Annotated in this window: 21 protein-coding genes and 1 pseudogene; 6 read left to right on the top strand and 16 right to left on the bottom strand. The window is 66.7% G+C overall.

Annotated features, from left to right (window positions below):
* Positions 1 to 7: 7 nt before the first annotated feature.
* Positions 8 to 655: a LysE family translocator gene (locus AC5LXX_RS30760; RefSeq protein WP_493413907.1), complete on the bottom strand. Its 648-nt coding sequence runs from the start codon at positions 653 to 655 to the stop codon at positions 8 to 10.
* A 110-nt stretch (positions 656 to 765) separates the two neighbouring features.
* Between AC5LXX_RS30760 and AC5LXX_RS30765 the strand changes: the two genes are divergently transcribed.
* Complete coding sequence (locus AC5LXX_RS30765; RefSeq protein WP_322084494.1) at positions 766 to 1,617, top strand: LysR substrate-binding domain-containing protein; 852 nt, start codon at positions 766 to 768, stop codon at positions 1,615 to 1,617.
* 22 nt (positions 1,618 to 1,639) lie between these two features.
* On the opposite strand, the gene AC5LXX_RS30770 is transcribed toward AC5LXX_RS30765, so the two are convergent.
* Entirely contained in the window at positions 1,640 to 2,536 is an 897-nt protein-coding gene (locus tag AC5LXX_RS30770; protein WP_493413908.1) for a LysR substrate-binding domain-containing protein, read from the bottom strand.
* Positions 2,537 to 2,688: 152 nt separating this feature from the next.
* Between AC5LXX_RS30770 and ydiJ the strand changes: the two genes are divergently transcribed.
* Complete coding sequence (gene ydiJ / locus AC5LXX_RS30775; RefSeq protein ID WP_493413909.1) at positions 2,689 to 5,736, top strand: D-2-hydroxyglutarate dehydrogenase YdiJ; 3,048 nt, start codon at positions 2,689 to 2,691, stop codon at positions 5,734 to 5,736.
* A 92-nt stretch (positions 5,737 to 5,828) separates the two neighbouring features.
* On the opposite strand, the gene AC5LXX_RS30780 is transcribed toward ydiJ, so the two are convergent.
* The 3 genes from AC5LXX_RS30780 to AC5LXX_RS30790 all read right to left on the bottom strand — a co-directional run bounded on the left by AC5LXX_RS30780 (position 5,829) and on the right by AC5LXX_RS30790 (position 8,912).
* The gene (locus tag AC5LXX_RS30780; RefSeq protein ID WP_124456688.1) at positions 5,829 to 6,131 is read right to left on the bottom strand and encodes an XRE family transcriptional regulator; all 303 of its coding nucleotides are present in this window, start codon (positions 6,129 to 6,131) and stop codon (positions 5,829 to 5,831) included.
* An 86-nt stretch (positions 6,132 to 6,217) separates the two neighbouring features.
* Positions 6,218 to 7,372 (bottom strand): branched-chain amino acid ABC transporter substrate-binding protein, encoded by a 1,155-nt coding sequence (locus AC5LXX_RS30785; RefSeq protein WP_124456687.1) that lies wholly within the window; start codon positions 7,370 to 7,372, stop codon positions 6,218 to 6,220.
* A 640-nt stretch (positions 7,373 to 8,012) separates the two neighbouring features.
* Entirely contained in the window at positions 8,013 to 8,912 is a 900-nt protein-coding gene (locus AC5LXX_RS30790; protein WP_493413910.1) for a DMT family transporter, read from the bottom strand.
* Between the two features lie 57 nt (positions 8,913 to 8,969).
* Here AC5LXX_RS30790 and AC5LXX_RS30795 point away from each other — a divergent pair, with 57 nt between their 5' ends.
* The 4 genes from AC5LXX_RS30795 to AC5LXX_RS30810 all read left to right on the top strand — a co-directional run bounded on the left by AC5LXX_RS30795 (position 8,970) and on the right by AC5LXX_RS30810 (position 12,059).
* Positions 8,970 to 9,947 (top strand): LysR substrate-binding domain-containing protein, encoded by a 978-nt coding sequence (locus AC5LXX_RS30795; protein ID WP_493413911.1) that lies wholly within the window; start codon positions 8,970 to 8,972, stop codon positions 9,945 to 9,947.
* 196 nt (positions 9,948 to 10,143) lie between these two features.
* Positions 10,144 to 10,815, top strand: a complete 672-nt coding sequence (locus AC5LXX_RS30800) for a nitroreductase (RefSeq protein WP_124456684.1) — start codon at positions 10,144 to 10,146, stop codon at positions 10,813 to 10,815.
* Between the two features lie 36 nt (positions 10,816 to 10,851).
* Positions 10,852 to 11,319 carry a sodium:proline symporter gene (locus AC5LXX_RS30805; RefSeq protein WP_493413912.1) on the top strand — a complete coding sequence of 156 codons (468 nt, stop codon included), beginning with the start codon at positions 10,852 to 10,854 and terminating at the stop codon, positions 11,317 to 11,319.
* A gap of 221 nt (positions 11,320 to 11,540) precedes the next feature.
* Positions 11,541 to 12,059 (top strand): hypothetical protein, encoded by a 519-nt coding sequence (locus tag AC5LXX_RS30810; protein ID WP_493413913.1) that lies wholly within the window; start codon positions 11,541 to 11,543, stop codon positions 12,057 to 12,059.
* 58 nt (positions 12,060 to 12,117) lie between these two features.
* Here the strand turns inward: AC5LXX_RS30810 and AC5LXX_RS30815 are convergent, their stop codons facing one another.
* From AC5LXX_RS30815 to AC5LXX_RS30865, 11 genes and pseudogenes are all read right to left on the bottom strand, one after another.
* Positions 12,118 to 13,275, bottom strand: coding sequence for an acyltransferase family protein (locus AC5LXX_RS30815; protein WP_493413914.1), 1,158 nt, complete (start codon positions 13,273 to 13,275; stop codon positions 12,118 to 12,120).
* 162 nt (positions 13,276 to 13,437) lie between these two features.
* Positions 13,438 to 14,082 carry a glutathione S-transferase family protein gene (locus tag AC5LXX_RS30820; protein WP_493413915.1) on the bottom strand — a complete coding sequence of 215 codons (645 nt, stop codon included), beginning with the start codon at positions 14,080 to 14,082 and terminating at the stop codon, positions 13,438 to 13,440.
* A gap of 104 nt (positions 14,083 to 14,186) precedes the next feature.
* Positions 14,187 to 14,489: pseudogene (locus tag AC5LXX_RS30825) on the bottom strand (porin); the annotation flags it as partial.
* A 158-nt stretch (positions 14,490 to 14,647) separates the two neighbouring features.
* Entirely contained in the window at positions 14,648 to 15,247 is a 600-nt protein-coding gene (locus AC5LXX_RS30830; protein ID WP_493413916.1) for a LysE family translocator, read from the bottom strand.
* Between the two features lie 60 nt (positions 15,248 to 15,307).
* A complete protein-coding gene (locus tag AC5LXX_RS30835; RefSeq protein WP_493413917.1) occupies positions 15,308 to 18,412 on the bottom strand; it encodes an efflux RND transporter permease subunit in 3,105 nt (1,034 codons plus the stop codon).
* On the bottom strand, positions 18,409 to 19,527 hold the full coding sequence (locus tag AC5LXX_RS30840; RefSeq protein ID WP_493413918.1) for an efflux RND transporter periplasmic adaptor subunit: 1,119 nt from the start codon (positions 19,525 to 19,527) through the stop codon (positions 18,409 to 18,411). Before AC5LXX_RS30840 ends, AC5LXX_RS30835 begins: the two co-directional genes overlap by 4 nt.
* An 8-nt stretch (positions 19,528 to 19,535) precedes the next feature.
* Entirely contained in the window at positions 19,536 to 21,038 is a 1,503-nt protein-coding gene (locus tag AC5LXX_RS30845; protein WP_493413919.1) for an efflux transporter outer membrane subunit, read from the bottom strand.
* A gap of 162 nt (positions 21,039 to 21,200) precedes the next feature.
* Entirely contained in the window at positions 21,201 to 22,190 is a 990-nt protein-coding gene (locus AC5LXX_RS30850; RefSeq protein ID WP_493413920.1) for a DUF6039 family protein, read from the bottom strand.
* A 59-nt stretch (positions 22,191 to 22,249) separates the two neighbouring features.
* On the bottom strand, positions 22,250 to 23,425 hold the full coding sequence (locus AC5LXX_RS30855) for an NAD(P)/FAD-dependent oxidoreductase (RefSeq protein WP_493414314.1): 1,176 nt from the start codon (positions 23,423 to 23,425) through the stop codon (positions 22,250 to 22,252).
* A gap of 61 nt (positions 23,426 to 23,486) precedes the next feature.
* A complete protein-coding gene (locus AC5LXX_RS30860) occupies positions 23,487 to 25,019 on the bottom strand; it encodes a class I adenylate-forming enzyme family protein (RefSeq protein ID WP_493413921.1) in 1,533 nt (510 codons plus the stop codon).
* The gene (locus tag AC5LXX_RS30865) at positions 25,019 to 25,411 is read right to left on the bottom strand and encodes a DUF3224 domain-containing protein (RefSeq protein ID WP_493413922.1); all 393 of its coding nucleotides are present in this window, start codon (positions 25,409 to 25,411) and stop codon (positions 25,019 to 25,021) included. Before AC5LXX_RS30865 ends, AC5LXX_RS30860 begins: the two co-directional genes overlap by 1 nt.
* Between the last annotated feature and the right edge of the window lie 4 nt (positions 25,412 to 25,415).

The raw sequence follows: 25,415 nt of genomic DNA on the forward strand, positions 1-25,415 counted from the left end.
CTGTGACTCACGCCACGCCGGCCAGCTTCGCCGCTTCGATCACCATCTGCACGCCCAGCCCGCCGAGCACCGCACCCATCGCCCAGCGCTGCGCGAGCAGCAGCGTCGGGCGCCCGTGCAGGAACTTCGCGATGCTGCTCGAGCAGATCGCCACCAGCCCGTTGGCCGACGCGAACGCGGCGATCAGCAGCGACCCGAGAAACAACGACTGGCCGAACACGCTGCCCTGCCGGTAGTCGATGAACTGCGGCAGCAGCGACACGAACAGCATCGCGAGCTTCGGGTTCAGCACGCTGGTCGTCGCACCCATCGCGAGCAGGCGCATCGGTTGCTCGTTCGGCAGTGCCTGCACCTCGAACGGCGAACGTCCGCCGGGCCGCACGGCCTGCCACGCGAGGTACAGCAGGTAGACCGCCCCGACCGCGCCCAGCACGCTGCCCGCATAGGGCACGCTCATGAATAGCGTCGTGATGCCGAACGCCGCGCCGAACATGTAGAACAGGTAGCCGACCATCACGCCGGCCAGCGAAATGAGCCCGGCCGTGCGGCCTTGCGCGATCGAGCGCGACATCACGTAGACCATGTTCGGCCCGGGCGTGACCGCGAGCATGCCGCCGATGGCGAGAAATCCGTAGAGCGATCCGGAGGGTTGCATGTTTCGGCTTCCTGCATCGAGTGAGTGCTGACGGAGTTCATTGTCCGGCCGTGGAGGCGAACAGTAAAACGGGATAAACTGAATCGATTGATCAGATTTCCTGAATCGACATGAAAAAGCTCGACCTCGATGTGCTCGCGATGGTGGTGGCCGTCGCCGAAACCGGATCGTTCGCGCAGGGCGCGCAGGCCGTGCACCGGTCGCCGTCGGCGGTGAGCATGCAGATCAAGGCGCTGGAAGATGCGCTCGGCAAGCCGCTGTTCGTCCGCGACACGCGCAACGTGACGGCGACCGACGACGGCACGATGCTCGCCGAGTACGGCCGCCGGATGCTGGCGCTGCGCGACGAGGCATGGGCGTCGGTGGTGCGCCCGGAGATTCGCGGCCGCGTGACGATCGGTGTGCCGGACGACTACATTTCGTCGCTGCTGCCGCAGGTGCTCGGCAAATTCGCCGCGATGCACCCGCGTGTCGAAGTGCGCGTGATCGGCCAGCCGAGCAGCGCGCTCGTGCCGATGCTGAAGGACAACACGGTCGACCTCGCGTGCCTCACGCGGATCAAGGGCGTGACCGGCGAGCTGATCCGGATGGAGCCGCTCGTCTGGGCCGGGTCGCCGAAGCGCGACGTGTGGGAGGAGCGGCCGCTGCCGGTGGCCTTTTTCACGTACGGTGGCAGCATGGCGCGCGATCGGGCGGTCAAGGCGCTGAACCGGCAGAAGATCCCGTACCGGATGTCGTACGAAAGCCCGAGTCACCTCGGGCTGCTGAGCATGGTGGAGGCCGGGCTCGCGGTCGCGCCGCTGGCGCGCTGCTGTATCCCGGATCACCTGATGCAGCTGTCGGAAAGCCACGGGCTGCCGCCGCTGGGCGAGATCGAAGTCGTGCTCGCGCGCAGCGCCCAGTCCGCGCGCCCGCCGTGCGACTACCTTGCCGAGCAGATTCTCGGCGAATGGCGTACCTGAGCGGCCCGCGGCCGGGCGCAGGTCAGCACGACGTCAGCAGCCATTCGCGGAACGCGACGAGCGACGGCAGCGTCTCGTTGCCCGGCGGATAGACGAGGTAGTAGCTGCGCTGGCTGGTAATCGCGTCGCCGATCGACACGAGTTCGCCGCGGCTCAGTTCATCCTCCACCAGCACCTTCGGCACCAGCCCGATTCCCATCCCGGCGCGCACGGCCTGGATCAGGTGAGACGTCAGCTCGAAACTCGGGCCGATCCGCATCTGGCGATGATCGAGCCGATAGTGCGAGAACCATTCGGCCCACGCCTGCTGGTTGCTCGTCACGCCCAGCAGCGTCTGCTTGGCGGCCCACGCCGGCGTGCGCGCGTCGGCCTTGCGGCCGCGGCCGCGGCCCGGGTCGGGCGGCGCGATCGCGATCAGGAACTCGTTGTACAGCCGGTGCGCGTGCAGGCCGGGCCAGTCGCCCGCGCCGACGGTGATGGCCGCGTCGAGGTCGTCGTTGAGGAAATCGATCGCGCCGATCCGCGAATGAAGGTGCACGGTCACGCCCGGATGCGCGGCGTAGAAGTCGTGCAGGTGCGGCAGCAGCCATTTCGAACCGAATGTCGGCAAGGTGGCGAGCCGCAGCGTGCCGGCGCCCGCCTGATGCGACATCGCCTGCAGCGTCGCGCCGCGGATGCGCCCGAGCGCGCCGCTCAGTTCGGCAAAGTAGCGGCGGCCGACTTCGGTCAGCTTGACCGAGCGCCCCTCGCGCCGGAACAGCGGCACGCCGAGCTGATCCTCGAGCGTCTGGACCTGCCGGCTGATCGCGCTCTGGCTCAGCGACAGCTCCTCGGCCGCGCGCGTGTAGCTTTCATGCCGGGCGGCGGCCTCGAACACGAGCAGCAATGACATCGACGGGGTCAAGCGACGGTAATTCATGAGTTTTATGCAATATTCGCCGGACGAGAATTCGTTTGTTTCTCATGGAATCTACGAAGATACTGGAATTCCCGGTCGCGTGGAAACTTGCTGAAAATTCATGTTTTGGCGCGCGCGAGCCGGCCGGCTCCACCCACACTGCGCTTTTACCCATGTCGATCGCCCCGTTGCCCCGTCCCGCCAGCCCGCCCGCCAACGCGTATCGCGACTTTCTCGCCGCGCTGCGAGGCGCCGGATTCGCCGGGGAGATCCGTGCGGATCACGCGAACCGGACGGTGCAGGCCACCGATAACTCGATCTACCAGCGCCTGCCGCAGGCGGTGATCTGCCCCGCGCATGCCGACGACGTCCGGCTGGTGGCACGACTGCTGGCCGAGCCCGCGCACCGCGACGTTGCCGTGGCCGCGCGCGGCGGCGGCACGGGCACGAACGGGCAGTCGCTGACCGACGGCGTCGTCGTCGACCTGTCGCGCAACATGAACCGGATCCTCGAAATCGACGTCGAGCAGCGCTGGGTGCGCGTGCAGGCGGGCGTCGTCAAGGATCAGCTCAATGCGGCGCTGAAGCCGCACGGGCTGTTTTTCGCGCCGGAGCTGTCGACGTCGAATCGCGCGACCGTCGGCGGGATGATCAACACCGATGCGAGCGGGCAGGGCAGCTGCACGTACGGCAAGACGCGCGACCACGTGCTCGAACTCGATTTCGTGCTGATGGGCGGCGAGCATCTGCATAGCGACGCGCTCTACGAAGAAGAATTGGAGCGCCGGTGCGCGCGGCAGGACCGCATCGGCAAGGTTTACCGTACCGCGCGCCGCATCAGCGACGACAAGGCCGCGCTGATCGACGCGAAATTTCCGAAGCTCAACCGCTGCCTGACCGGCTACGACCTCGCGCACCTGCGCGAACCCGACGGCCGTTTCAACCTGAACAGCGTGCTGTGCGGCGCGGAGGGCTCGCTCGGCTTCGTCGTCGAGGCGAAGCTCAACGTGCTGCCGATCCCGAAGGTTTCGGTGCTCGTCAACGTGCGCTATGCGGGCTTCATGGACGCGCTGCGCGATGCGCGCGCGCTGCTCGAACTCAAGCCGCTGTCGATCGAGACGGTCGACTCGAAGGTGCTGATGCTCGCGATGAAGGATTTCGTGTGGAGCAGCGTGGCCGAGTATTTCCCGCAGGACGACCAGCGGCCGACGCTCGGCATCAACCTGATCGAGTTCAGCGGCGACGACGCGGACGACGTCGATGCGCGCGTACGAGCGTTCGTCGAGCATCTGCGCACGGATACGAGCGTGGAGCGCCTCGGCCATACGCTCGCGGCCGGCGACGATGCGGTGAAGCGCGTGTATGCGATGCGCAAGCGCGCCGTCGGCCTGCTCGGTAATGTGCAGGGCGAGGCGCGACCGCAGCCGTTCGTCGAGGACACCGCGGTGCCGCCCGAGAATCTCGCCGCGTACATCGCGGAATTTCGCGCGCTGCTCGACGGCCACGGGCTGCAGTACGGGATGTTCGGCCACGTCGACGCGGGCGTGCTGCACGTGCGCCCGGCGCTCGACATGAAGGACCCGAAGCAGGCCGCGCTCGTGCGGCCCGTGTCGGACGCGGTGGCCGAGCTCACGCAGCGGCATGGTGGCCTGCTGTGGGGCGAGCACGGCAAGGGCGTGCGCTCCGAATATGCGCCGGCGTTTTTCGGCGAGCTGTATCCGTCGCTGCAGCAGCTGAAGGCCGCGTTCGATCCGCACAACCAGTTCAACCCGGGCAAGATCGCGACGCCGCCCGACAACACGATGCGGCTGCTGAAGATCGACGAGGTGCCGACGCGCGGCGACCACGACCGGCAGATCGACGAGCGCGTGTGGCAGAGCTACGGCACCGCGATGCACTGCAACGGCAACGGCGCGTGCTACAACTTCGATCCGGACGACGCGATGTGCCCGTCGTGGAAGGCGACGCGCGAACGCGTGCAATCGCCGAAGGGGCGCGCGTCGCTGATGCGCGAATGGTTGCGCCTGCAAGGACAGGCCGGCATCGACGTCGTCGCGGCGGCGCGTGCGCGGCAGCCGCTCCTGCGCGGCCTGGCCGAGCGCTGGCGCAACAGCCGCGCGGCGCGCAACGGCCACGCCGATTTTTCGCACGAGGTGTACGACGCGATGGCCGGGTGTCTCGCGTGCAAGTCGTGCGCGGGGCAGTGCCCGGTGAAGGTCAACGTGCCCGAGTTCCGGTCGCGCTTTCTCGAGCTGTATCACCAGCGCTACCTGCGGCCGCTGCGCGACTATCTGATCGGCTCGCTCGAATTCACGATGCCGTGGATGGCGCGCGTCCCTGCGCTGTACAACGGGTTGATGCGCGCGGGATGGATGCGCACGCTGCTCGAACGGCAGGTCGGCATGGTCGACAGCCCGCTGCTGAGCCGCTTCGATCTCGCGGCCGTGATCCGGCAATGGAACGTGAAACCGGCCGACCCGCACGTGCTCGCCGCACTGAGCGACACGCAGCGCGAGCGCAGCGTCGTCATCGTGCAGGACACGTTCACGCGCTATTTCGATACCGAGCAACTGGCGACGCTGATCGAGCTGGCGGCGCGCACGGGCTTCCAGGTCTGGCTCGCACCGCTCGCGCCGAACGGCAAGGCGCTGCACGTGCAGGGCTTTCTGCAGGCGTTCGAGAAGGCCGCGATCCGCAATGCGACGCAGCTGGCCGCGCTGGCGCGTTCGGGCGTATCGCTGGTCGGCCTCGATCCGGCGATGACGCTCACGTACCGGCAGGAATACCTGAAGGTGACGGGGCTCACGGAGGTACCGAAAGTTGCACTCCCGCAGGAGTGGCTGCTGCAGGCACTGCCGGAAGCCGGCGAGGGCGGTGCGACCGGTTCGTACCGGTTGCTGCCGCACTGTACCGAGAAGACCAATGCGCCCGACAGCGGCAAGCAATGGACGCAGGTGTTCGCGCGGCGCGGGCTGCGGTTGAAGGTCGAGTCGACCGGATGCTGCGGGATGTCGGGCACCTATGGGCACGAGGCGCGCAATCTCGCGACGTCGAAGACGATCTATGCGCAGTCGTGGGCGGCACACGTCGACGGCCCGGAGGACGAAGACGAGGCGCTGGCGACCGGGTATTCCTGTCGCAGCCAGGTGAAGCGCATGTCGTCGAAGCAGGTGCGCCATCCGCTGCAGGCGCTGCTCGATCACGTGCGTGCGGCGGGGTGACGATCGGGCTGCGCGTGTCGCACGGCCCGTGAGGGTGCATCGATCGAGCGTCGAGCGGCCATCTTCTTGCCGCGTTCGACGCATGCCGCCGCTCAGGCGTCGGCTTTCGCGGCTTTCCGCGTGCGCGGCTTTTCCGCCGCGGGAAATACGCCGACGCCGCGCGGCCGTTTCGGCTCGATCCGCATTTGCCGGATCACGCGCCGGAAGTCGATCTCGTGCGCGGCCAGCGTGCCGATCAGTTTCGCGATGACCGCGAGGTGGGACGGGACGGTGCCCTTGCTCGAATAGTTCGTGATCGAACTTTCGTTCATCCGGATCAGGCGGGCGAACTCGCGCGCCGTCAGCTGAGCCTTCTTCAACTCCTGTTGAAATTCCGCATACGCCATTGCACACATGATGCTTCGTCTCCGCGAATCAGAAATCGGTCCGCGTGGCGCCGGCGCCGACAGGTGGCGTTCCCGTCGTGCCGGCGCCGCGCGGATTACATCTTCACCTGGTCGAGGAAGGTCTTCTTGCCGGTCTTGTAGCCGTAGATCGAGATGATCCCGTGCGTCAGGTCGCCCTTCGAATCGAACGTCGTCGTGCCGATCACGCCGTCGTACTTCGTCGACGGCATTGCCGCGAGGATCTTCGCCGGATCGGTCGAATTCGCGCGCTTCATCGCGTCGACCGCGATGTAGACCGCGTCATACGCGAACGGTGCGTCGAACTTGATGCCCTGGTTGAAACGCTTTTGATACTTCGCGAGGAAGTCCGCGCCGCCCGGCATCTTCTCGAGCGCAGCGCCTGCCTGCGAGCACAGCACGTTGTCGGCCGCCGGGCCGGCCAGTTCGGCCAGCGAGTCGGTGCACACGCCGTCGCCGGACAGGATCTTCGCGCGCAGGCCGAGCTGCTTCGCCTGCTTCGCGAGCGGGCCGCCGGTGGCGTCCATGCCGCCGTACATGATCGCGTCGGGGTTCTCGCCCTTGACCTTGGTCAGGATCGCGCGGAAGTCGACGGCCTTGTCGTTGGTCGCGTCGTGCGACAGCACCTTCAGGCCGAGCGCCTTCGCCTTCTTCTCGAACTCGTTCGCGAGGCCCTGGCCGTACGCGGTCGAATCGTCGATCACCGCGACGCTCTTCACGCCCTTCGACTGCGCGTAGCTCGCGAGCGCCGGGCCCTGCTGCGCATCGGTCGCGACCACGCGGTAGGTCGTCTTGAAGCCTTGCTGCGTGTAGGTCGGGTTCGTGGCCGACGGCGAGATCTGCACGATGCCTGCGTCGCTGTAGATCTTCGAGGCCGGGATCGACGTGCCCGAGTTCAGGTGGCCGATGACGGCGACGACCTTGTCGTCGACGAGCTTCTGCGCAACCTGCGTGGCCTGGCGCGGGTCGGCCGCGTCATCCTGCGCGTCGAGCTGCAGCGTGACCTTCTTGCCGCCGATCGTCAGGCCCTTGGCGTTGATTTCCTCGACCGCGAGGCGCGCGCCGTTCTCGTTGTCCTTGCCGAGGTGCGAGATACCGCCCGTCGTCGGTTCGACGCTGCCGATCTTCACGACCTGGTCGGCCATTGCCGTCGACGCGGCCGCGAACGCGGCGGCAGCCAGTGCAACGGTGATCAGGGGTTTGCAGCGCATGCCGACAGTGCTTCGTTCCATCTGCCATCTCCGAATTGAATGTCTTTCTAGTGACGTCTCGACCGGCCGGCCGGGGTGCCGGGGCGATCGGACGAGTCTCCATACCCATCACGGGCTTCACTTGCATGGCGTCCGGTGGTGTAACGGACCGCCCGGGCGAGCGGGCGGATCGTCGCCGGACATCATGCAATTCGTATGAATATATCTGAAGCCGCTTTTGCGCGCTGCGGCGAATCGCGTAGCGGGCCGGCGCGGCGCGGGCCGGCGCCCGGATGTCGAAGGCTCCGGATGCCGGAAATCGTGCGCTGCGGCGAGCCCCAAGGCTGCGATTCGCTGTCGTCGGCCTTACGGCCACATCCATTATTCGGCCGGTCGCCGGGGCGAAGCCATGGACACTGACGCACGGTCAATCGGGAACTGTTCGGTCGATTTGTCTGCACAGTTTGGGCACTCGCGAACGCGTATCCGGTTTCGTCGGCTGACTTCCTCAACGGTTGTCTTCTCGGTAACGCAACTAACGGTCCGGCGCGCCCACATTGTTGAACGGGCGCGGACTGCACGGCCTGGATCATCCATTTCGCTTTGCAGATGCCGGGGTGCTTTTCTTCCGGCCCGCGTCCGGATCGACGGGCCGGGGCAGTCACTCGATGGCGTTGCGATCCTACGAACGTCCGCGCAATGCGACGAAGACCACGCCGGCAATCGCCAGCAGGCCGCCGCATGCCGTCGCGATGCCGGGCCGCTCGCCCGTCAGCACCATCGACAGCAGCGTCGCGACCGCCGGCGTCAGATAGAGGAAGTTGGCCGCGCGCGCCGCGCCGAAGTAGCCGAGCGCGAAGGTCCAGGTCGCGTAACCCAGCGCGGCGGGAAACACGCCGAGCACGACGACGGCCAGCGCCGTATCGCGCGACCCGCCTGCGAGCGACCCGAGCGCGCCGGGCAGCCAGGGCGTGAGCAGCACCGCGCCGGCCAGCAGCGTGTACGCGGTACAGGTCAGTGCGCCGTACACGGGAATCAGCCGTCGCTGCAAGACGAAATAGCTGGCCGAACACAGCGCCGCGCCGAGGATCAGCGTGCTTCCCGAGCCGAGCACGAGGCCGCCCGGCTGCCCTTGCGCGATCACCGCGATGCCGGCCAGGCTGACCAGCGAACCGAGCCATCCCCAGCGATTGAAGCGCTCGCGCAGAAACACGGCGGCCAGCAGCGCGGTGAAGATCGGCAGCGTGTTCACGATGAAACTCGCCGCGCCGGCCGACACGGTTTGCTCGCCGGTATTGAGCAGCGCGTTGTACAGCGCGATGCCGAGAAAACCGCACGCGACGAAGCGCAGCGCGTCGCCTCTCGCCGGCAGCGGCGGCCGTCGCCATGCGAGCCACGCGATCACGAGCAGGGCCGCGGTCGCGAAGCGCGCCGACGCGAGCTGCAACGGGGCGAGGCCGTGGAGGCCGATCCGGATGAACGGGAAGGCGGACGCCCACGAGACGATCGTGAACGCGACCGCGCTTGCCGCGACGAGCGGTTGTCGCGCGCCGCGCGACGTCGATGAGGAAAGGGTATTCATGCAGCCATGGTGCGGCGTGGCGAGATGTTAAGCTAGCGCACAGATCGACACACGGATATGAATATGGCTCACAGCTCGGGTTCGCGGCGGGCTGACGATCCGGCGCGTGGGCGCCAGGTCGTGGGCGCGCTGCCGGCCGCCGCGCCGGCGCCCGGCCCGCGGCCACCGCTCGCGAGCCTGGAGACCGTTTGCACGGTGGCGCGCGAGGGTTCGTTTCTCGCGGCCGCCGACGTTTCCGGCGTCACGCATGGCGCGATCAGCCGGCGGGTGGCCGCCGTCGAGAACTGGCTCGGGATGGCGCTGTTCGAGCGGCATGCGCGCGGCGTGCGCCTGACGCCGGACGGGCAGCGCTTCGTCGGCCGGATCGAGCAGGCATTCGCGATCATCGACGGCGCGGCCGATCAGTGGCGCTCCCCGCGTACGCCGCGGCTGGTCCGGATGAGCGTGGTGCCCGCATTCGCGCAGTTGTGGCTGTTCGAGCGGCAGCCTATGCTCGAAAGCGAAGCGCCCGCGCTGCGTATCGAGCTCGGCATCGAACTGCGCAACGTCGATATCGCCGGCGGCGAAGCCGATCTGTCGGTCCGGTACGGGCGCGGCAACTGGCGTCAGCTCGAAACCCGTGCGTTCATGCCGGAACGGCTGTATCCGGTTGCGCATCCGCGGCTCGCCGAGCAGCTGGCGAAGGCGCGCCGCAGAACCGGCGATGCCGCGCTGCTCGATATGCCGCTGCTGCACGATTCCGACGTGACGGGCTGGCGCACCTGGTTCGACGGGCTCGGCATTCCGTTCAAGCCGCGTGCGCAGGATCGCCGGTTCGAGGATTACAACCTCGTGCTGGCGGCGGCCGAAGCGGGCCTCGGCGTGGCGCTCGCGCGGACGCCGCTGGCCGACGCGTACCTGAAGCGCAGCGCGCTCGTCCGCGTCAGCCGGCATGAAGTCGATTCGCTGCTCAGGTATCACTTCGTGCATGCGAAGGGCGAGAATCGGCCGGAAGTGCTGGCGTTGATGGAGCGGATGGTGAAGGCGCTGGGGTAGGCGCGCGTCTTGCCGTCGATGCGACGGACCGTGCCCATACCCATGCTGTTCGCTCGACCGGCGTCGCCAGATCGTTACAATGCAGCCGCGGAATACGGCGAGATCGCCGCAATGAGGCAAAATCGCGCCTTTGGCCGGCGGCGAGCCAATCTCCAACCATTGCAGTACGGGTTCAAACTTGCAGAAAAGGGAACCGATGAATAGACCAGACAAGTCGTCGAAAGCGCGTGCCGCGCTGGACCAACTGTTTTCGGGCATGGCGCCCGCGGACGCGACGCGTTCGTCGCCGCGCCCCGGCAATCCGTTCGAAGCGGCGGACGACGAGGTGTCCCGTGCATCCGGCGGCCGCGGCGGCGTCGAAGTCACGCTGTCGACCCGGATCCAGCTGCGCGGCTATCCGAGCGCCGATGCGTTCATGAAGCGCATGGCCGAAGCATGGGGGCTGGAATGGGGGACGTACGACAGCGTCCGGGCCGTGGCGACGCTGCCGGCCGGATGGCGCTCGCGCCGCCTGCCGGAAGTCACGCAGATCGTCGACGAACGCGATGTACTGCGCGCCGAGAGCAGCCTGCAGGGCGGCGAGATGTCGTATCTGAAGGTGCACCCGCGCTACTACATCGACGCACGCAAGCGCTTCGGCTGGAGCAAGTCGTCGAAGGCATCCGACGATCCGGATCTGGACGGCCCCGACTGGAACTGCTTCGTGATCGACCGCGAAAAGTCCATCGAAGTGCACGAACTCACGACGTCGTCGCTGAAAGCCGATATGGACAATGCCCGTGCGACGTTGCTGAAATGGCTCGACGAGCACTATCCGAAGCATCGCGACCCGTTTGCGTACTGGTCGGATTGCGAACGGCCGTTGTAAGTCTGCGCGGCGGGCTGTCATCGCGGAGGTTGGCACTTGAAGCAGACCGGCCCGGTTCCGATTCTCTGGGCAGCATTCGGCGCGGCGGTCGCCTCGACCGTCATCGAGCTGCTGCTCTGGGCGATCGTCGGCGATGACGCCGTCCGGAACCTGCTTCGCGACGCGCGCCTCACGGCAGCCATCGTGATGGGGTGCGGCGTGCTCGGTTCGTCAGGCGGCTTCGATCCGCTGGTCATGGGTGTGGCGACGGTCGTGCATGCCGCGCTTTCGCTGGTCTATGCGGCCGTGCTGGCACGGCTGGTCCACGGATTGTCGTTCCGCGCCACGCTGCTCGCCGGCGGCGCGTTCGGACTCCTCCTGTATGGCGTCAACCTGTACGCCTTCACCGCAATCTTCCCGTGGTTCATCCCGGTTCGCGGCGAGATCACGCTGGTAGCCCATCTGGTATTCGGGGTTACGGCAGCCGCTGTCTACCGCGTCGCGACTCGCCACGCCGTGCGCTGACCACGGCAACGCGTGCCGACGGTTCCGGCACCGGCCATTCGCATCCAGACCCCAGGAATAACCCGACGGGCCGCGTCGTTTAGCCGTCAGGAGACCCTGCACGAGGACGCGGTGCGCCATGACCGCCGCGCGCCCCATCGTGTGTCAGCAAACCGGTGTTCCGGGCGCCGCCAGCGACGCCGGGGATCAAATGGTCGGGGGCAACAACGCAGGAGCCGATCATGTGCAACCTGTTTCGATCCGCGGCGGGCATCGTCTGTCTCGGTCTTTCCACGTCCGTCCTTGCGCAAATGATCGACGATCCTTCGGACAACGGCACGAACTGCCGGGCAGTCGTCGCGCAAGCCGACATCGACGGCACGGCGCAGCAAATCGTTGGGCGTGCGTGCCTGCAAGACGACGGTACCTGGCAGATCGTGCAAAGTGCCGACGGTAGCGTGCTGTGGTATCCGGTGGCTGCCTATCCGTATGACGACGCGTGGTACTGGGGGCCGCCGGTGTTCATCGGCGCGGGCGTGAGCTTCGTCTTCGTCGATCGATTTCATCGCTTCCACCACTTCGATCACGTCAACCACTTCAACCATTTCAACCATTTCAACCCGATCGATCATCGCCGCTTCGGCGTACCGATGGGCGCGGGCTTTCACCATGGCGCGTTCCCGGTCGGAGCGAGCCGCGAATTCGGCGGCATGCACCGGTTCGGCGGCATGGGCGGCGCGGGAGGCATGCGGCGGCGTTAGGCCGGCGCTTCCGGCTTGATCGTGTGTCTTCTCGCGCAGGCGTCAGGAAGGGGCTCGCTTACAGGATCGACGCGAGTCCCGGCACGCGAAGCAGAAGGCCGGCAATCAAATAGCACGCGACGCAAGTGACACTGCCGGTCACGGCGAACTTCAGGAGCGGGGCCGCCGGCACATGTCGCCACGCGAGGGCGGCAGCCACCAGCACGGGCGGATGGATGACGTAGATCGTGTACGCGCGTCGCGACAGCGGTTGCCACAAGCCTGTCAGCCGCTCGCCGCGTCGCTGGAAACGGCTGGCGAGGAACAGGATCGTTCCCCACGCGACCAGCGGCTCCCAGAAGGCGTAGATCACGTCCTGCGGACGGCCACGCCATGCAGGAACGTGCTTCGCGAGCAGGTAGGCGATCGGCAGGACCGGGAGTGCCAGCAACGCGATGCGCCACCACAGCTTGACTTGCCGTGCCGGCAGATGCTCGATCCAGTGCACGCGCGCTGTCCGGCAACCGGCTGTGTACAACACGACGTAGCTCCCGAAGTAGCCGAGCTGCAGCCCCCATACGTTGATACCTACCGGCCATCGGGAGCGCAATGCCAGTGCCGCGATACCCGTGAGCAATGCCGCGGCGGCCAACATCCAGTCGGAAGGGAAGCGGGCGGGGCGGTTCGTATCATGTGCCGCGGTGCGCGGGAAGGCGATGTGCCGGAGTGCTGCAACTGCGCTGAAAATCAGCAACGCCTGCGCGAACCACATCGGCCCGTTCTCGAACGCGCCTTTGCGCCACAGATGTCCCAGCGTATTCGCAAACGGGTGGCCCGCGCCCGACTGCGCCAGGGCGAGCGTCGCGGGGCCGATCAGGAAGCCGTACACCAGCAGCGGCAGCCCGAGCCGAAGAAACCGGTCGGCCAGGAAGCGGGCGGCGCCCTTGCGATCGATGGATGGCGCGGTGAAATAGCCCGCCAGGAAAAAGAACAGGCCCATGAAAAAGGCCTGGTTGATCGCGCAGAAGAGCGTCAGCAGCGCGGAGTCCACCGACGGGCCGGCAGCCACTTCATGGTAGTACCACCCGCCGAGCGCACCGTACGTGATCGCGCAGTGGTGAAACACCACCAGCAACGTCAGGCAGGCGCGCAACGCGTCGAGGCCGGCGTTTCGACGAGCAGCAACCGCCGTGCCCTGCTCGAAGGTGAAGTCGACCGGAACGTCCTGAGCACTCATCACGTTGCCTGCGTGGTTGGTCAGTCATGACCCGCCTGGCGACGATCCTGGTCGCGACGACGCATGCCTATCCGGCGGGTGTACAGGTCGGCACCCTACACCGTTGTTCTTACAACCTTCCAACAAACCGTTCCGCCGGCCTGCCGGCTGCTCGGCGCCAGCCTAGTCGAGCTTGCCGCGCAGGTCGTCGAACGGGATCATCACGTTCGCGCGATACGCGGGCCGCGTCTGCAGGCGTTCGTACCACGCTTGCACGTGCGGCAGGTCCGGCCGCGCGATGTCGAGTTCGAAGTAGCGATACAGGTGCGTGCCGGCCGCGATGTCGGCAAGCGTGATCGCGTCGCCGGCGAGAAACGGGTGTTCGGCCAGCACTGCGTCGAGCAGCCGGAAATACTGTGCGCACTGCGCGATGCTCTGCTCGACGCGCACGGTGTCGCGCTGCTCGGGCGGCGTCCGGAAGTAGCCGCGGAACACGCCGTTGAGGAACGTCGGCTGCAGCGTCGTCTGCGCCCAGTCCATCCAGCGGTCGGCGCGCGACTGTTCGGCCGGGTCGTCACGCCAGAAGCCGGGGCGCCCGTAACGCGCGGCGAGGTAGCGCAGGATGCTGTGCGATTCCCATACGACGGTACCTTCGTCATCGATCAAGGGCACGCGTCCATGCGGGTTCATCGCGAGAAACTCGGGCGTATCGAGCACGCCGAACCGGCCGCCGGCCGGCACGTGCCGATGCGCGAGCGCGAGCTCGTCGACGAGCCACATCACCTTCTGGACGTTGAACGCGTTGCGCCGTCCCCATACCGTCAGCATGCCGGTCTCCTTGTGTCGTGCGGAACCTGAAGTCGGACAGTGTAAACGCCGCAGGCGCGCACCGTGGTGCGCGCCTGCGGGGCAGTCGTCGTGCGACGACGCGATCAGAACTTGTGGCGGATGCCGACGATCGCGAGTTCCTGCGTATCGGTACCCGAGTTCACGCCGTACGAGCCGACCGATGCGGCCGCTTTCACGGTGGCGCCGCTCGCGTTGAGCGTGTTGCCGCTCGCCTTCTGGTAGCCGAACAGCGCATACAGGTCGGTGCGCTTCGACAGCGCGTAGTCCGCGCCGAGGTTGACCTGGTTGTAGTGCGCGGAAACCGGGCCCGTCAGCGACGTGTAGTTGTAGCCGACGCCCGCGCGCAGCGCCGGCGAGAACTGCCAGTTGAAGAACGCCGAGCCGTGCTTCTTCCGCTTGCCATGCCAGCGCTTCTGCTTGCGCCTTGAGTTCGAGGTATGCCGCAACGAGGGTGTAGAGACTTTCTTTATCGGTGAACGAGAAACGAGTCTCCCAATCCTCGTTTTACTTCAAAGGGTCTGCTTCAATTGCGCTTCCACGGTACTTAGCGGTTGAGCACGGAAAACAACAGCGAGCCTGAAAACATCAACAGCACGACCGATGCGCCGCGAAGCAGCGTTGCAGTATATGCGGCCAACGACCGGCGCGCCTTCAAGGCACCACCGATGGCGAGCCACATCGAACCGATTGTTACGGCGAGCGTCGTGAAGATCGAGATCGCGCAGAGATAGAACGGAGCCGATGCGAACGCCTCCGTGGGAAAGATCACGGTGGCGAACAAGATCGATTTCGGGTTCATGGTTGTGGCGACGAACATGTCACGAAAACCGATGGGGCTCGACTGTACCTCATCGAAGCGCGGACTTTTCCACAGCAACAGCGCGAGATAGAAAATGTAGGCTGAGCTTCCCAGCTTCAGCGCATCGTAAAGCCAAGGGCGCGTTGCCGCGAATACCGCCACAAAGAAGCCCCACATCGAGATCGAGAAGCCATACCCCGTTGCCTCGGCAACCAGGAGGTGCCGCGATTGCCGGAAGCCCGCCGTGACACCCGACGACAACAATAGGGTATTTGTCGGCCCGGGCGTGGCCAGGACCAGCGAAACATAGAGCGCCATCTCCAACATGACATTCAATGTCGGCATCTTGCCTCCTTTTATTGAATGACGGTCGCTGCCCTCCGGGGTGGACCGCCATATCAGCGGTTATTCGTTTTGCATACCGGCGGCGCCCGCTGGCGAGCGGGATGTCTTCGGTTGCGCTGGGGCGGGTGTCATGCCACGGCTCACCGTCACGCGTGTGCGCGCCGGCCGGGTGGTCATGCGAATCAGGAACTGCCGGAACCTGTCGATGTAGAAAAACACCACCGGCACCACGAGCAGGCTGAGCGCCGTCGACGTGATCAGGCCGCCGATCACGGCGACCGCCATCGGCCGGCGGAAGCTGGCATCGGCGCCGAAGCCGAGCGCGATGGGGACCATGCCCGCTGTCATCGCCACGGTCGTCATGACGATCGGCCGGGCACGCTTGTAACATGCATCGAGCAGGGCCTGATTGAGCGTAAGGCCGTCGCCCCGAACACGCAGGATCGCGTGCTCGACGAGCAGGATCGAATTCTTGCTGACCACGCCCATCAGCATCAGCAGCCCGAGCATCGACGGAACGCTGAGCTCGTTGCGGGTGGCCAGCAAGGCCAGCAGAGCGCCGCCGATCGACAGCGGCAGTGCGGAAAGGATCGTCACCGGCTGCAGCAGGTCGCGGAACAGCAACGCAAGTACGCAGTAGACGCACAATATCCCCACGACGATTGCGGTTACAAAGCTGCTCGCCAGTTCACCCTGCAATTCGGCATCGCCGTCGGGAATCAGCGCTACCCCGGTCGGCAGCGCGAGCACGGAGGGTAGCTTGTAGGCGGCCGAAATTGCATCGCCGAGATGCATCCCGTCCAGGTCCGCGCTGATGACGATATAGCGGCGGCGGTCGCGGCGGTCGATCCTGGACGGGCCGCTACCGACGGCCAGCGTGGCGACCGAGGCAAGGGGGACCGTGCCGGTTGTGGTCGGGATACGGAGATTGGCGAGCGCCGACAGATCGCGCCGATACGCGTCGGGCATGCTGACATTGATGTCGACCTGGCGATTGTCGAGATCCAGTCGGGCAAGGTTCGTGCCGAAATCACCGCTCGTCGTGATGCGCACGACGTCTCCGATCGCCTCGGTGCTGGCACCGACATTGCTCGCGCGGTCGAGATTCGGCCGAACGACGAGCTCGGGCCGTTCCAGATTGGCTGTCGAGTTGATGTTCGTCAACGATCCGACACCGCGGAGTTCGCTTTCGAGTGCGCGTGCGGCCTGGTTGAGCGCCCCGTCGTCGTCGCTTGCCAGAATCAGGCGCAATTGGTCGCCCGCACCGCTGCCGCCGACCGTGAAGCGTGCGCCGGGGATGCCGGACAGCGCGCGGCGGGCCTGCGCTTCGATCTCGGTCTGATTCGGACGTGCGCCGCGCGGCGCCAGAATCAGCGTCAGTTCAGCGCTGATCTTATTGACGTTGGCGAAGACATGGTCCACGCCCTTCAAGGTTGCCAGCGCCGCGCGTGCCGTTTCCGTCATGGTGACCGTGGATGCCAGCGAACTGCCTGGCGGCAGGCTCAGTGTGACCCTGGTGCTCGAATTGTCCGTTGCCGGCACGAAGCCGCTCGGTATGAACGGAACCAGCGCGAGCGAGCCGACGAAGTACAGGGCCGCCGCGCCCAGTGTCAGCTTGCGATGCGTGAGGCACCAGCGGACGGCATCGAGGTAGCGCTGCATCAGGCGGCCGTCGCGCTCGCGGTGCACGGGCCGGTTGCCGAGCAGCGCGATCGCCAGGATGGGCGTCAGCACGCGCGCGACGAGCAGCGACGCAAGTACCGCGATCACGGAGGTCCAGCCGAACTGCACGAAATAGCGGCCCGTGATGCCGGCCATCGTCGCGGTTGGCAAGAACACGGCGACGAGCGCCATCGTCGTGGCGACGACGGGCAGTGCGATTTCGTGGATTGCATCCTCCACCGAACGTCGGATCGATTTGCCGTTGCGGCGGTGTGCCTCGATGTTTTCGACTTCGACGATCGCGTCGTCGACCAGAATGCCGATCACCACGGCGAGCGCGAGCAGCGTGAGCGTGTTGAGGGAGAAGCCGAGCCATGACATGGCCGCGAAGGTGGGCAGGATCGACAGCGGCAGGGCACAGGCGGCGACGAACGTAGCGCGCCAGTCCCGAAGGAACCACCAGACCACGATCACCGCGAGGAGCGCGCCCTCGTAAAGCATGTGCATCGAACCGGAGTAGACCGCCCGCGTGGCCGTGATCGAGCCGTCCGTGGCCAGAAAGCGGACATCGGGGTGGCTGGCGCCCAACTGCGCCAGCACATGGCCGACCTGCGCGGCGATCGCGGTTTCGTCATGACCCTTCGCCCGCGACACGCTAAAGGCGACAACCCGCTTACCGTCGAGCAATGCCATCTGCGTGCGTTCGGCGTGCGTATCGGCGACCGTCGCGAACTGGTTGAGCCGGACCGTGCGGCCATCGCGCAGCGTGAGCGGAAGCGCAGCCAGCTCGCTGGCCTGATGGACGGTGGCGATGACGCGGATCGACTGCTCGGACCCGCCCAGGTCGGTGCGACCGCCCGACGACTGTTGCTGCATGTCGCGCAGCGCCCGCGACACGTCGGCCGAACTGATGCCGAGCCCAGCCATCTGGGTCGGGTCAACTTCGACGCGTACCTGCCGCTGCACGCCGCCGACACGTTGGAACGCGCCGACGCCGGGGATCGCCTGCACCGCGCGCGACACGGTGTCGTCGACGAACCAGGAGAGGTCGCGCTCGTTCATGCGCGACGACGACACAGCGTAGACGAGTACCGGATCGCCCGACGCGTTGACCGGCGCGACGACGGGCTGTTCGAGGCTCGCGGGCAGTTGGGGGCGGATGCTGTCCACCGTGTTCTTGCATTCGATCAACGCGCTCGGCAGATCCTTGCCCAGCTCGAACTGAACTGAAATGGATACCTTGCCGTCAGTGACGGTCGTCAGGATGTGCTTGACCGACGCGAGCGCGGCGAGCGCATTCTCGACCTTGCGCACGACATCGGCCTCGAGCTGGGCTGGTGCCGCGCCGGGCTGCGTCAACGTGACTTCGACGGTCGGCAACTGCACGTCGGGCCACGCCTGCACGGGCAGGCGTATAAAGCCGGCGATGCCGGCCAGAGACAGGAGCACGAACAGCAGGATGCCGGCGACGGGATTGCGGATCGACCAGTTGGCGAGATTCACGATGCGCCTCCAGCCCGGGCGTCAGCCACGCGCACCACGTTACCGTCGTTCAGGAAGCCGGCGCCTTGCACCACTACGCGGCGACCATTGACGAGCCCGCTCAGGACCTCGACTTCATTGCCGATCCGGCGGCCCACCGTGACGGTCAGTCGATCGACATTCGGCGTCGCGCTGCCATCGTGCAGCGCGAGCACGTAGCTGATCCCGTCACGCACCACCACGCTGTCGGACGGCACGACGAGCGCCTTGTGCCGACCGACCGACAGCACGCCGCTCGCGTACATCCCGGCACGCGCCTGGCTGCCGGGGACGATGTCGGCGTAGACGAGCGCGAGCCGTGTCTTCGGGTCGAGCGACGGGGCGAGGCTGCGGACCCGCGCATCGGCGCTCGTTCCGTCTGGCAACGACAGCGCGACCGTACCGCCGATGCCGATCCGGGCGAGTTGGGAGGCCGTCAGTTCACCGCGCCATTCGAGCCGGTTGCTGCGGATGAGGCGAAACAGCGTCTGCCCGGTCGTGACGATCGAACCGGCGGTCGCGTCGCGCGCGCTGATGACGCCGTCGTCGGGCGCGCGCACTTCGGTATCTCGCAACTGGATGCGTTGTTGCTCCAGGACAGCCCGCGCATAGTCGACTTGCGCCTTGGAGGTTCGTGCCTGGGTGACGTACTGGAGGACTTCCTGCTCGCTGATGCCGCCGCTGTCGCGCAGGCCGGCCATGCGCGCGCGGTTGAGTTCGGCCTGCGCGGCGGTGGCCTCCGCCTGTGCGAGCGTGGCAGCCGACTGGCGCACTTCGGCGCGCAGTTGTTCCGCGTCGATGCGCGCGAGAATCTGGCCGCGCTTGACGATGTCACCGACATTCACGTCGACCTCGATGAGGCGATGGCCGCTGACCTGAGCGCCGACGCTGGATTCCTGCCAGGCGGCGATGGCGCCGGACGCATTGACCGTGACGGGCCAGTCGACTTCGCGCGCGGTTGCGGCCGTCACGGTCAGTGCGGGTTCGCGTCCGGGGCGTGGCGTCTTGTCGCCGGGCGGGGCGGATGCGAAGGCGTAAATACCGGCGCCAATGCCCACCAGCGCGCACGCGGCGGACAGCTTCAAGAGTCGGATCATTGCGGGTTTCATGATGGGGAAGAGTCGCCTGAAGAGCTCGGCAGGGCGGTCGCGAGACTCGGCCCGTAACCGGTCGCCTTGACCAGCGCGACCCAGGCCGTGCAGCGGTCCCGGGCTGCGTCGATAACGCTTTCCTCGGCCGTTTCGAACTGACGACGCGAGGTTTCGAGTTCGAAGCGACTGATCGCGCCGGCGCGCCAGCGGGCCTCGTTGGCGCGCAGCGTGTCGCCGGCGGCCTGGCGCGCTTCGCGCGACGACGTGAGGCGTGCGTCGGCCGATGCCTGGTGCGCGAGCGCGTTTTCGACGTTCTGTACGGCCTCGCGAATTTGCGCGTCGAGATTCGCGACGGCTTCGCGATAGCGCCCGCGCGCGGCGGCGACCTTGCTGCTGCCCGCGCCGCCGTCGAACAGCGTTCCGCTGACCGCGGGGCCGACGGACCAGGCCAGAATGCTGAAGGTTTTGCCAAGCGCGGTCAGCCACTGGCCTGCCAGCATCGCGTCGAGTTCGAGTCGGGGCAGCCGTTCCGCGCGCGCGACGCCAATGTCCGCCCACGCGGCGTCGACTTCCCGCCGGGCGGAGACAATATCGGGATGCATCGCGAGGACGGTGGCCGGCAGTGCCGGCCGTGTCGGCGGCGGTTCCGGGATGCGGGCGTTGCTGGCGAGCGGCCGGTGCATCAGCGACTTGACCGTGTCGAGGTCGAGCCCCGACAGCGCGACCAGCGCGTTGTCGAGCTGGTCGCAGCGTTCGGCCTGATCCACACGGCTGGCGCGGGAGGCGGCGAGATTGCCGATCGCGCTGGCCTCGTCGATGCGGGCCACGTTGCCTGCCGCCAGGCGTTGCCGGATCAGGCCGAGTTCGAGGTCACGCGATGCGATATCGCTGTCGCGAACCTCGAGCGAGTATCGGCACGCACGCAATTCGGCCACGTTCCGTGCGACTTCGGCTTCGATGGCGAGGCGCGCGCTGCGGGCGTCGGCGTTGCGGGCCGCGAGCCGCTCGTTCGCGGCGATTCGCGACTGCCGGACACGTCCCCACAGATCCATTTCCCACGACAGCGCCGGGCCGATCTGCGCGGTGCCGTACAGCAGGTCGAGATTCTGGCCGATCTGGCTGGCGTTGCCGCCCAAGCCGGCGCTGTTGCCGGATCCGTTGACATAGGCGGTTTGCGCGCGGCTCGCGGAGCCGTTGGCGGTTAGCGTCGGCAACCGTTGTGCGGCCGCGATGCCTGCCGCGGCCCGAGCCTGATCGACGCGGGCCGCCGCCTGCTCGAGCGTTGGATTGCCGGCCAGCGAAGCCTCGATCAGTGCGTCGATGGCGGGGTCGCCAAGGCTCGTCCACCAGGCGGTGCTGGTGGCGGGTACCGATGCAACGGCGGCGTCGGCGCCCGGACGATCACTCCATCGGGCGGGGGCGGCCGGCATGGCGGGCGAAGGGGGCGGGCTGACCGAGCAGGCGCTCAGCAGCAGCGACAGACCGGGGATCACCCACGCCCTGGCGGAAAGAGTCAAGGAGAGCATCTCGTCATAACTTGCTTGTCAGTGTCGGCCCGGTTCGGGCAGCCCCGCACGGGGCTGCCGACGGGGCCGGCGGCCGGGCACGACCAGCCGCTCCGTCGGCCGCGCGCGGCACGGCGTCGCGGACCGGGATTCATGCCCTCGGGCGCCATGGCCTTACTCCACTGCCGCGGCGGACGCTTCCACGGCAGCCTGCGCGCTGCCTTGGGTTGCATACATGTTCCAGTGTTGCGGCGTGAGCGCGACATCCTCGAGCGTCGCGTCGAGGAACATGCGGCTCCAGTCGCCGCCGCCTTTCTCGTCGGGAATCCATTGCTTGCTGTAGACGGCCGCCACTTCCGGCGTCATGGCCGCGCGCATGTCGATCAGCGAGTAGTAGGCCGACAGGTCCTTCAGGTGAATCAGCCAGTGAATGCGGTCCGAACGCCCGAATGCCTCTTCGTAGAGGAACACCGACGCGACGCCGCGCTGATGCGTGTTGATCGTTTCGGCGACTGCGCGTGCGAACTGCCGTCCCTCCGACCGAAAGCGAAAAGCCAGCTGGCCCGTACGATGGATGACGATGCCGGCGTTGGCGGAGTTGAGCAACTGCTCGGGCGGCACCGATGTCTGATGTTGCGCGGGCGGCAGGATCAGGCCGCCGGAACTCGTCTCCTTCGTCACGACGGCCGGTCGGCCTTCGACGGCCGTGCCGTACATCCCGTAGAACTGAGGCAGAAGCACGGTTTCGGTCACGCTGCCGTCGACGAAGACCCGGTCCCAGGTACCGCCGCCCTTCTTCGCGTCGATCCGCTCCTTGAAGAAGATTTCGCGAAAGCCCGGATCGCTGTTGCCCATCCGAACCATCGTCTGGTAAGCATCGAGGCTGGAGATGTGCATGAGCCAGTGCACGACATCCTTCGTGCCGAAGGTCTCTTCGTAGACGAACACCGACGCCACGCCGATCTGGCGGCTCGTGATGTATTCGCCGAGCTCACGTGCGAATATGCGGGCCTCCGAGCGGAACTCGGCCTTCGCGATCGCCTTGCGGTGGACGACGAGGCCGGAATTGGCCGAGTGCAGAATCTGCTCGTACGGAATCGCGGTCTGATGGCGCGCGCACGGCACGTCGTTGTCCGCGAGCGGGTGGTTGGCGTGTTGGGTCATGATTCCTCTGCGTGTGTTGGGTGGAAAGGAACGGCGAAACAATGAGCAAGCCGCAGGCGTCAGGGCTGCGTGGCGGCAATACGTTCGTCGAGTGCGCGCTTCAGGTCGGCCCCGGGCCGGATGCCCGCCACGACGTCGAAATACAAGGCCGTGAGCCGCGGGTCTGCCGCTACTCCCCGCAGCAGACTCAGCCGGCTGTCCTTCTTGTCCATCTGCGCGACACTGAGCGTGGCGAGATAGCCCGGCATCATCAGCGTGTCGCGATCGCGGGCGAATTCGGCCAGTGCCGCGTCGAGTTGCGCGTCGTCGTGAATCGCGTGCCGGATCCGCTTGATCAGCAGTTCACTTTGGACGAACGCGTCGGTGATGCCGCGGGCGCTGATCGAATCCTTGTGATGACCGGCGTCGCCGACGAGCGCCCATCCCGGGCCGGCGGCGCGTCGAAAGAAATTCCGCTGCACGCCGGTCCCCCAAAGCTTGCCGGTCTGCGTCGCGCGGTGCATCCGGTCGCGCAGCGCGGGCGCACAGGTGGCGATGGCATCGAGATGCGCATCGAACGACCGGGAGCGGATCGACTCGAACGCATGCTGCGGGAAATACGTGGCGACGAGAACGGAGTCGTTGGTCGGTACGGCGCCCACCCAAAGGTCGTCGCCTTCGTAAAGTTCGTAATGCGAATTAAGACCCTGCCAAAAAGAGTAATAGGCACAGGTCATGATCGGATCCTCGCGCGTGACCTCTGCACCGACGAGGCGCGCAATCGTCGAATGCATGCCGTCCGCGCCGACGACGAGACGCGCCCGCTCCTCGCACAGCGCGCCCGATCGATCCCGCAGCACCACGCCGGCCACGCGGCCGTCGTGGGTGAGCGTCTGGACGACCGTGCAATGTTCCCTGAACTCGGCGCCCGCATCGCGGGCGGCCTCCAGCAGCAGCGGATCGAGCACGTAGCGGCGCGGCGCGTAGGCCGCGTCCTGGACATAATCGGTGCTGATTCCGCCTTCGATCACGATGCCGCGCGTTTCGAAACGCGTGCGAGGGATTGCCGGGCAGCCGGAATCGATCACCTTTTGAAGCAAGCCCCAGCGCGCAAGGCGGGCACAGCCGGGCTGATGAATGTAGTTCGTCGACAGCGTGTCGGACGGAAAGCCCGCACGGTCGAGCAGCAGCACGCGCAGGCCGGCACGGGCCGCGAGCATGGCGGCGGGCGAGCCGGCAACGCGTGCGCCGACCACGATCAAGTCATACATGGCTGGATCCTTGCTTTTTTCCTGGTGACATCAGAGGGCGGCTCCGTTACCGGATGCCGACGTTCAGCCGAAGTTCTCGCTTGAGCACCTTGCCGTTCTGCGTGCGTGGCAGTGCGGACACGACGACGAACGCGTCCGGGAACTGCGCCGGCGGGACGGTGTTCGACAACGCGCCCTTGACGGACTGCAACGCATTCGGATCGCGCAACGCGACGAAGGCAACGATCTGCGCGGGTTCGGCGCCGCGTTCGACCGACACGACGGCGGCTTCACGTACGTTTGCGTCGTTCATCAGCGTCGCCTCCATGTGAATCGACGAAATCAGCTGGCCGTCGCGTACGAGCGCGTCGGCTTTGCGGTCGAAGAATTCGATTTCGCCGCTCGGGTCGCGGCGCACCAGATCGCCGGTGCGGTACCAGCCGTCCTTGCGCAGCAACGCGTTGACTTCGGGCGCCGTCAGGAACAGGCGCTTGGGTGCCGCCGTGCGCAGCCAGAGTTCGCCAAGCTCGCCGTCCGCCGCATCGCTCAGATCCGGCCCGATGACGCGGATTTCCGTGGCAGGCGAGGGCCGGCCGACCGAGAACGGCCGGTCCTTGGTATAGGTATGCGTCAGCAGTGCGGGGCTCGCCTCCGATTGCGCGCAAGCGATCTGCAAGGTCGCATTCGGCATCATCGCGAGCATCGACGCAGCCATGGACGGACTCAGCGGCGACGAGGCCGACGCGATCAGCCGGACCGAGCCGAGATCGTGGCGCTCGCCGAGCCGAGCCTCGACGACTTCCTGCGCGACACGCGGCGTGATCATGAAGGCCGTGATCCGCTCGCGCTCGATCAGCTCGCCCATCGATTCGATATCGAGCGGGGAGCACAGCAGCATCGGCGCGGTCGAAGTCAGGGCGATCACGAGCAGCGTCGCGCTGGTCGAGGTGCCAAGCGTCATCGGCACCAACATCCCCGATGCGCCGGACAGCGCTTGCATCGAGTCGAGGGTGCGGCCGAAGGTCAGGTTGTCGTGGCTGACGAGGTAGCCCTTTGCGGCGCCCGTGGTGCCCGACGTATAGCGGATCTCGGCGATGCTGTCGGGCGCGATCGGGATGGCCGACAGCGATTCGTCGCCGCGCAGCAGTTCGTCGATCGTGAAATGCTGGCCGGAAAAACCGCGCGGCGGCGCGACGAAGCGCGATCGGATCAGGGTCGAGCAGTCGCATTCGGCGAGCCGACGCTGGATTTCCGCATCCGGCATGTGGCCGTTCATGTGAATGGCGGTCGCGCCGCAACGCAGGACGGCCATATAAGCGACCGCGTAGTCGAGCCAGTCCAGTCCGTCGAAGATCAGCGCGACCCGAGCGCCGATGCGCAGCCCGTTCTGATAGAGCCCGAGTGCGGCGGAGCCCGAGCGCGCGCGCCATGCACCATACGTCAGCCGAGCGCCCGAAGGCAGGCGCAACGGCGCGTGATCGGCGCCGGCGTCGGCGCGCGCGTCGAGCAAGTCGGGTACCGTCAATGCACCGGTGTCCCGCGACGGCGTCAGCTTCGGCGTGCGCGTACGCCAGCCGTTGAAGGTACCCAGAAGACGCATCACTGTTCGCCGAAAGCGTAGGTCAGGAGGAAGTCGTGGTCCGGCGTGATGCTGCCGCTTCCGTGGATGCCGATCAGGCCGCCCGTCCCGGAGCCGGGCAGGATCTTCCAGGTCGCATGACGCTCATCGTGCCGCGCCTCGGCGTGGTGAGTGAGGATGAACGTGCCTTCACGGTCGTCGATCGTGCATTGGATCCGTTCGACGCCGACGTAGCTCATCACGCCGTCATCGCCGGACAGGCGCAGCATGATCGCCTCGAGTACCGCCGTGCCTTCGAGCTCGCCGGTGAACTCCTTGGTTGCCACGGTGCGCGTGAGCTTGCCGCCTGCCCATTGATCGTTTTCCTGTTCTTCCCAACGCGTAATCTTGAAAGCGCTCTTGCGGGTCAACATGATT

Source organism: Burkholderia torrens (assembly GCF_984668525.1).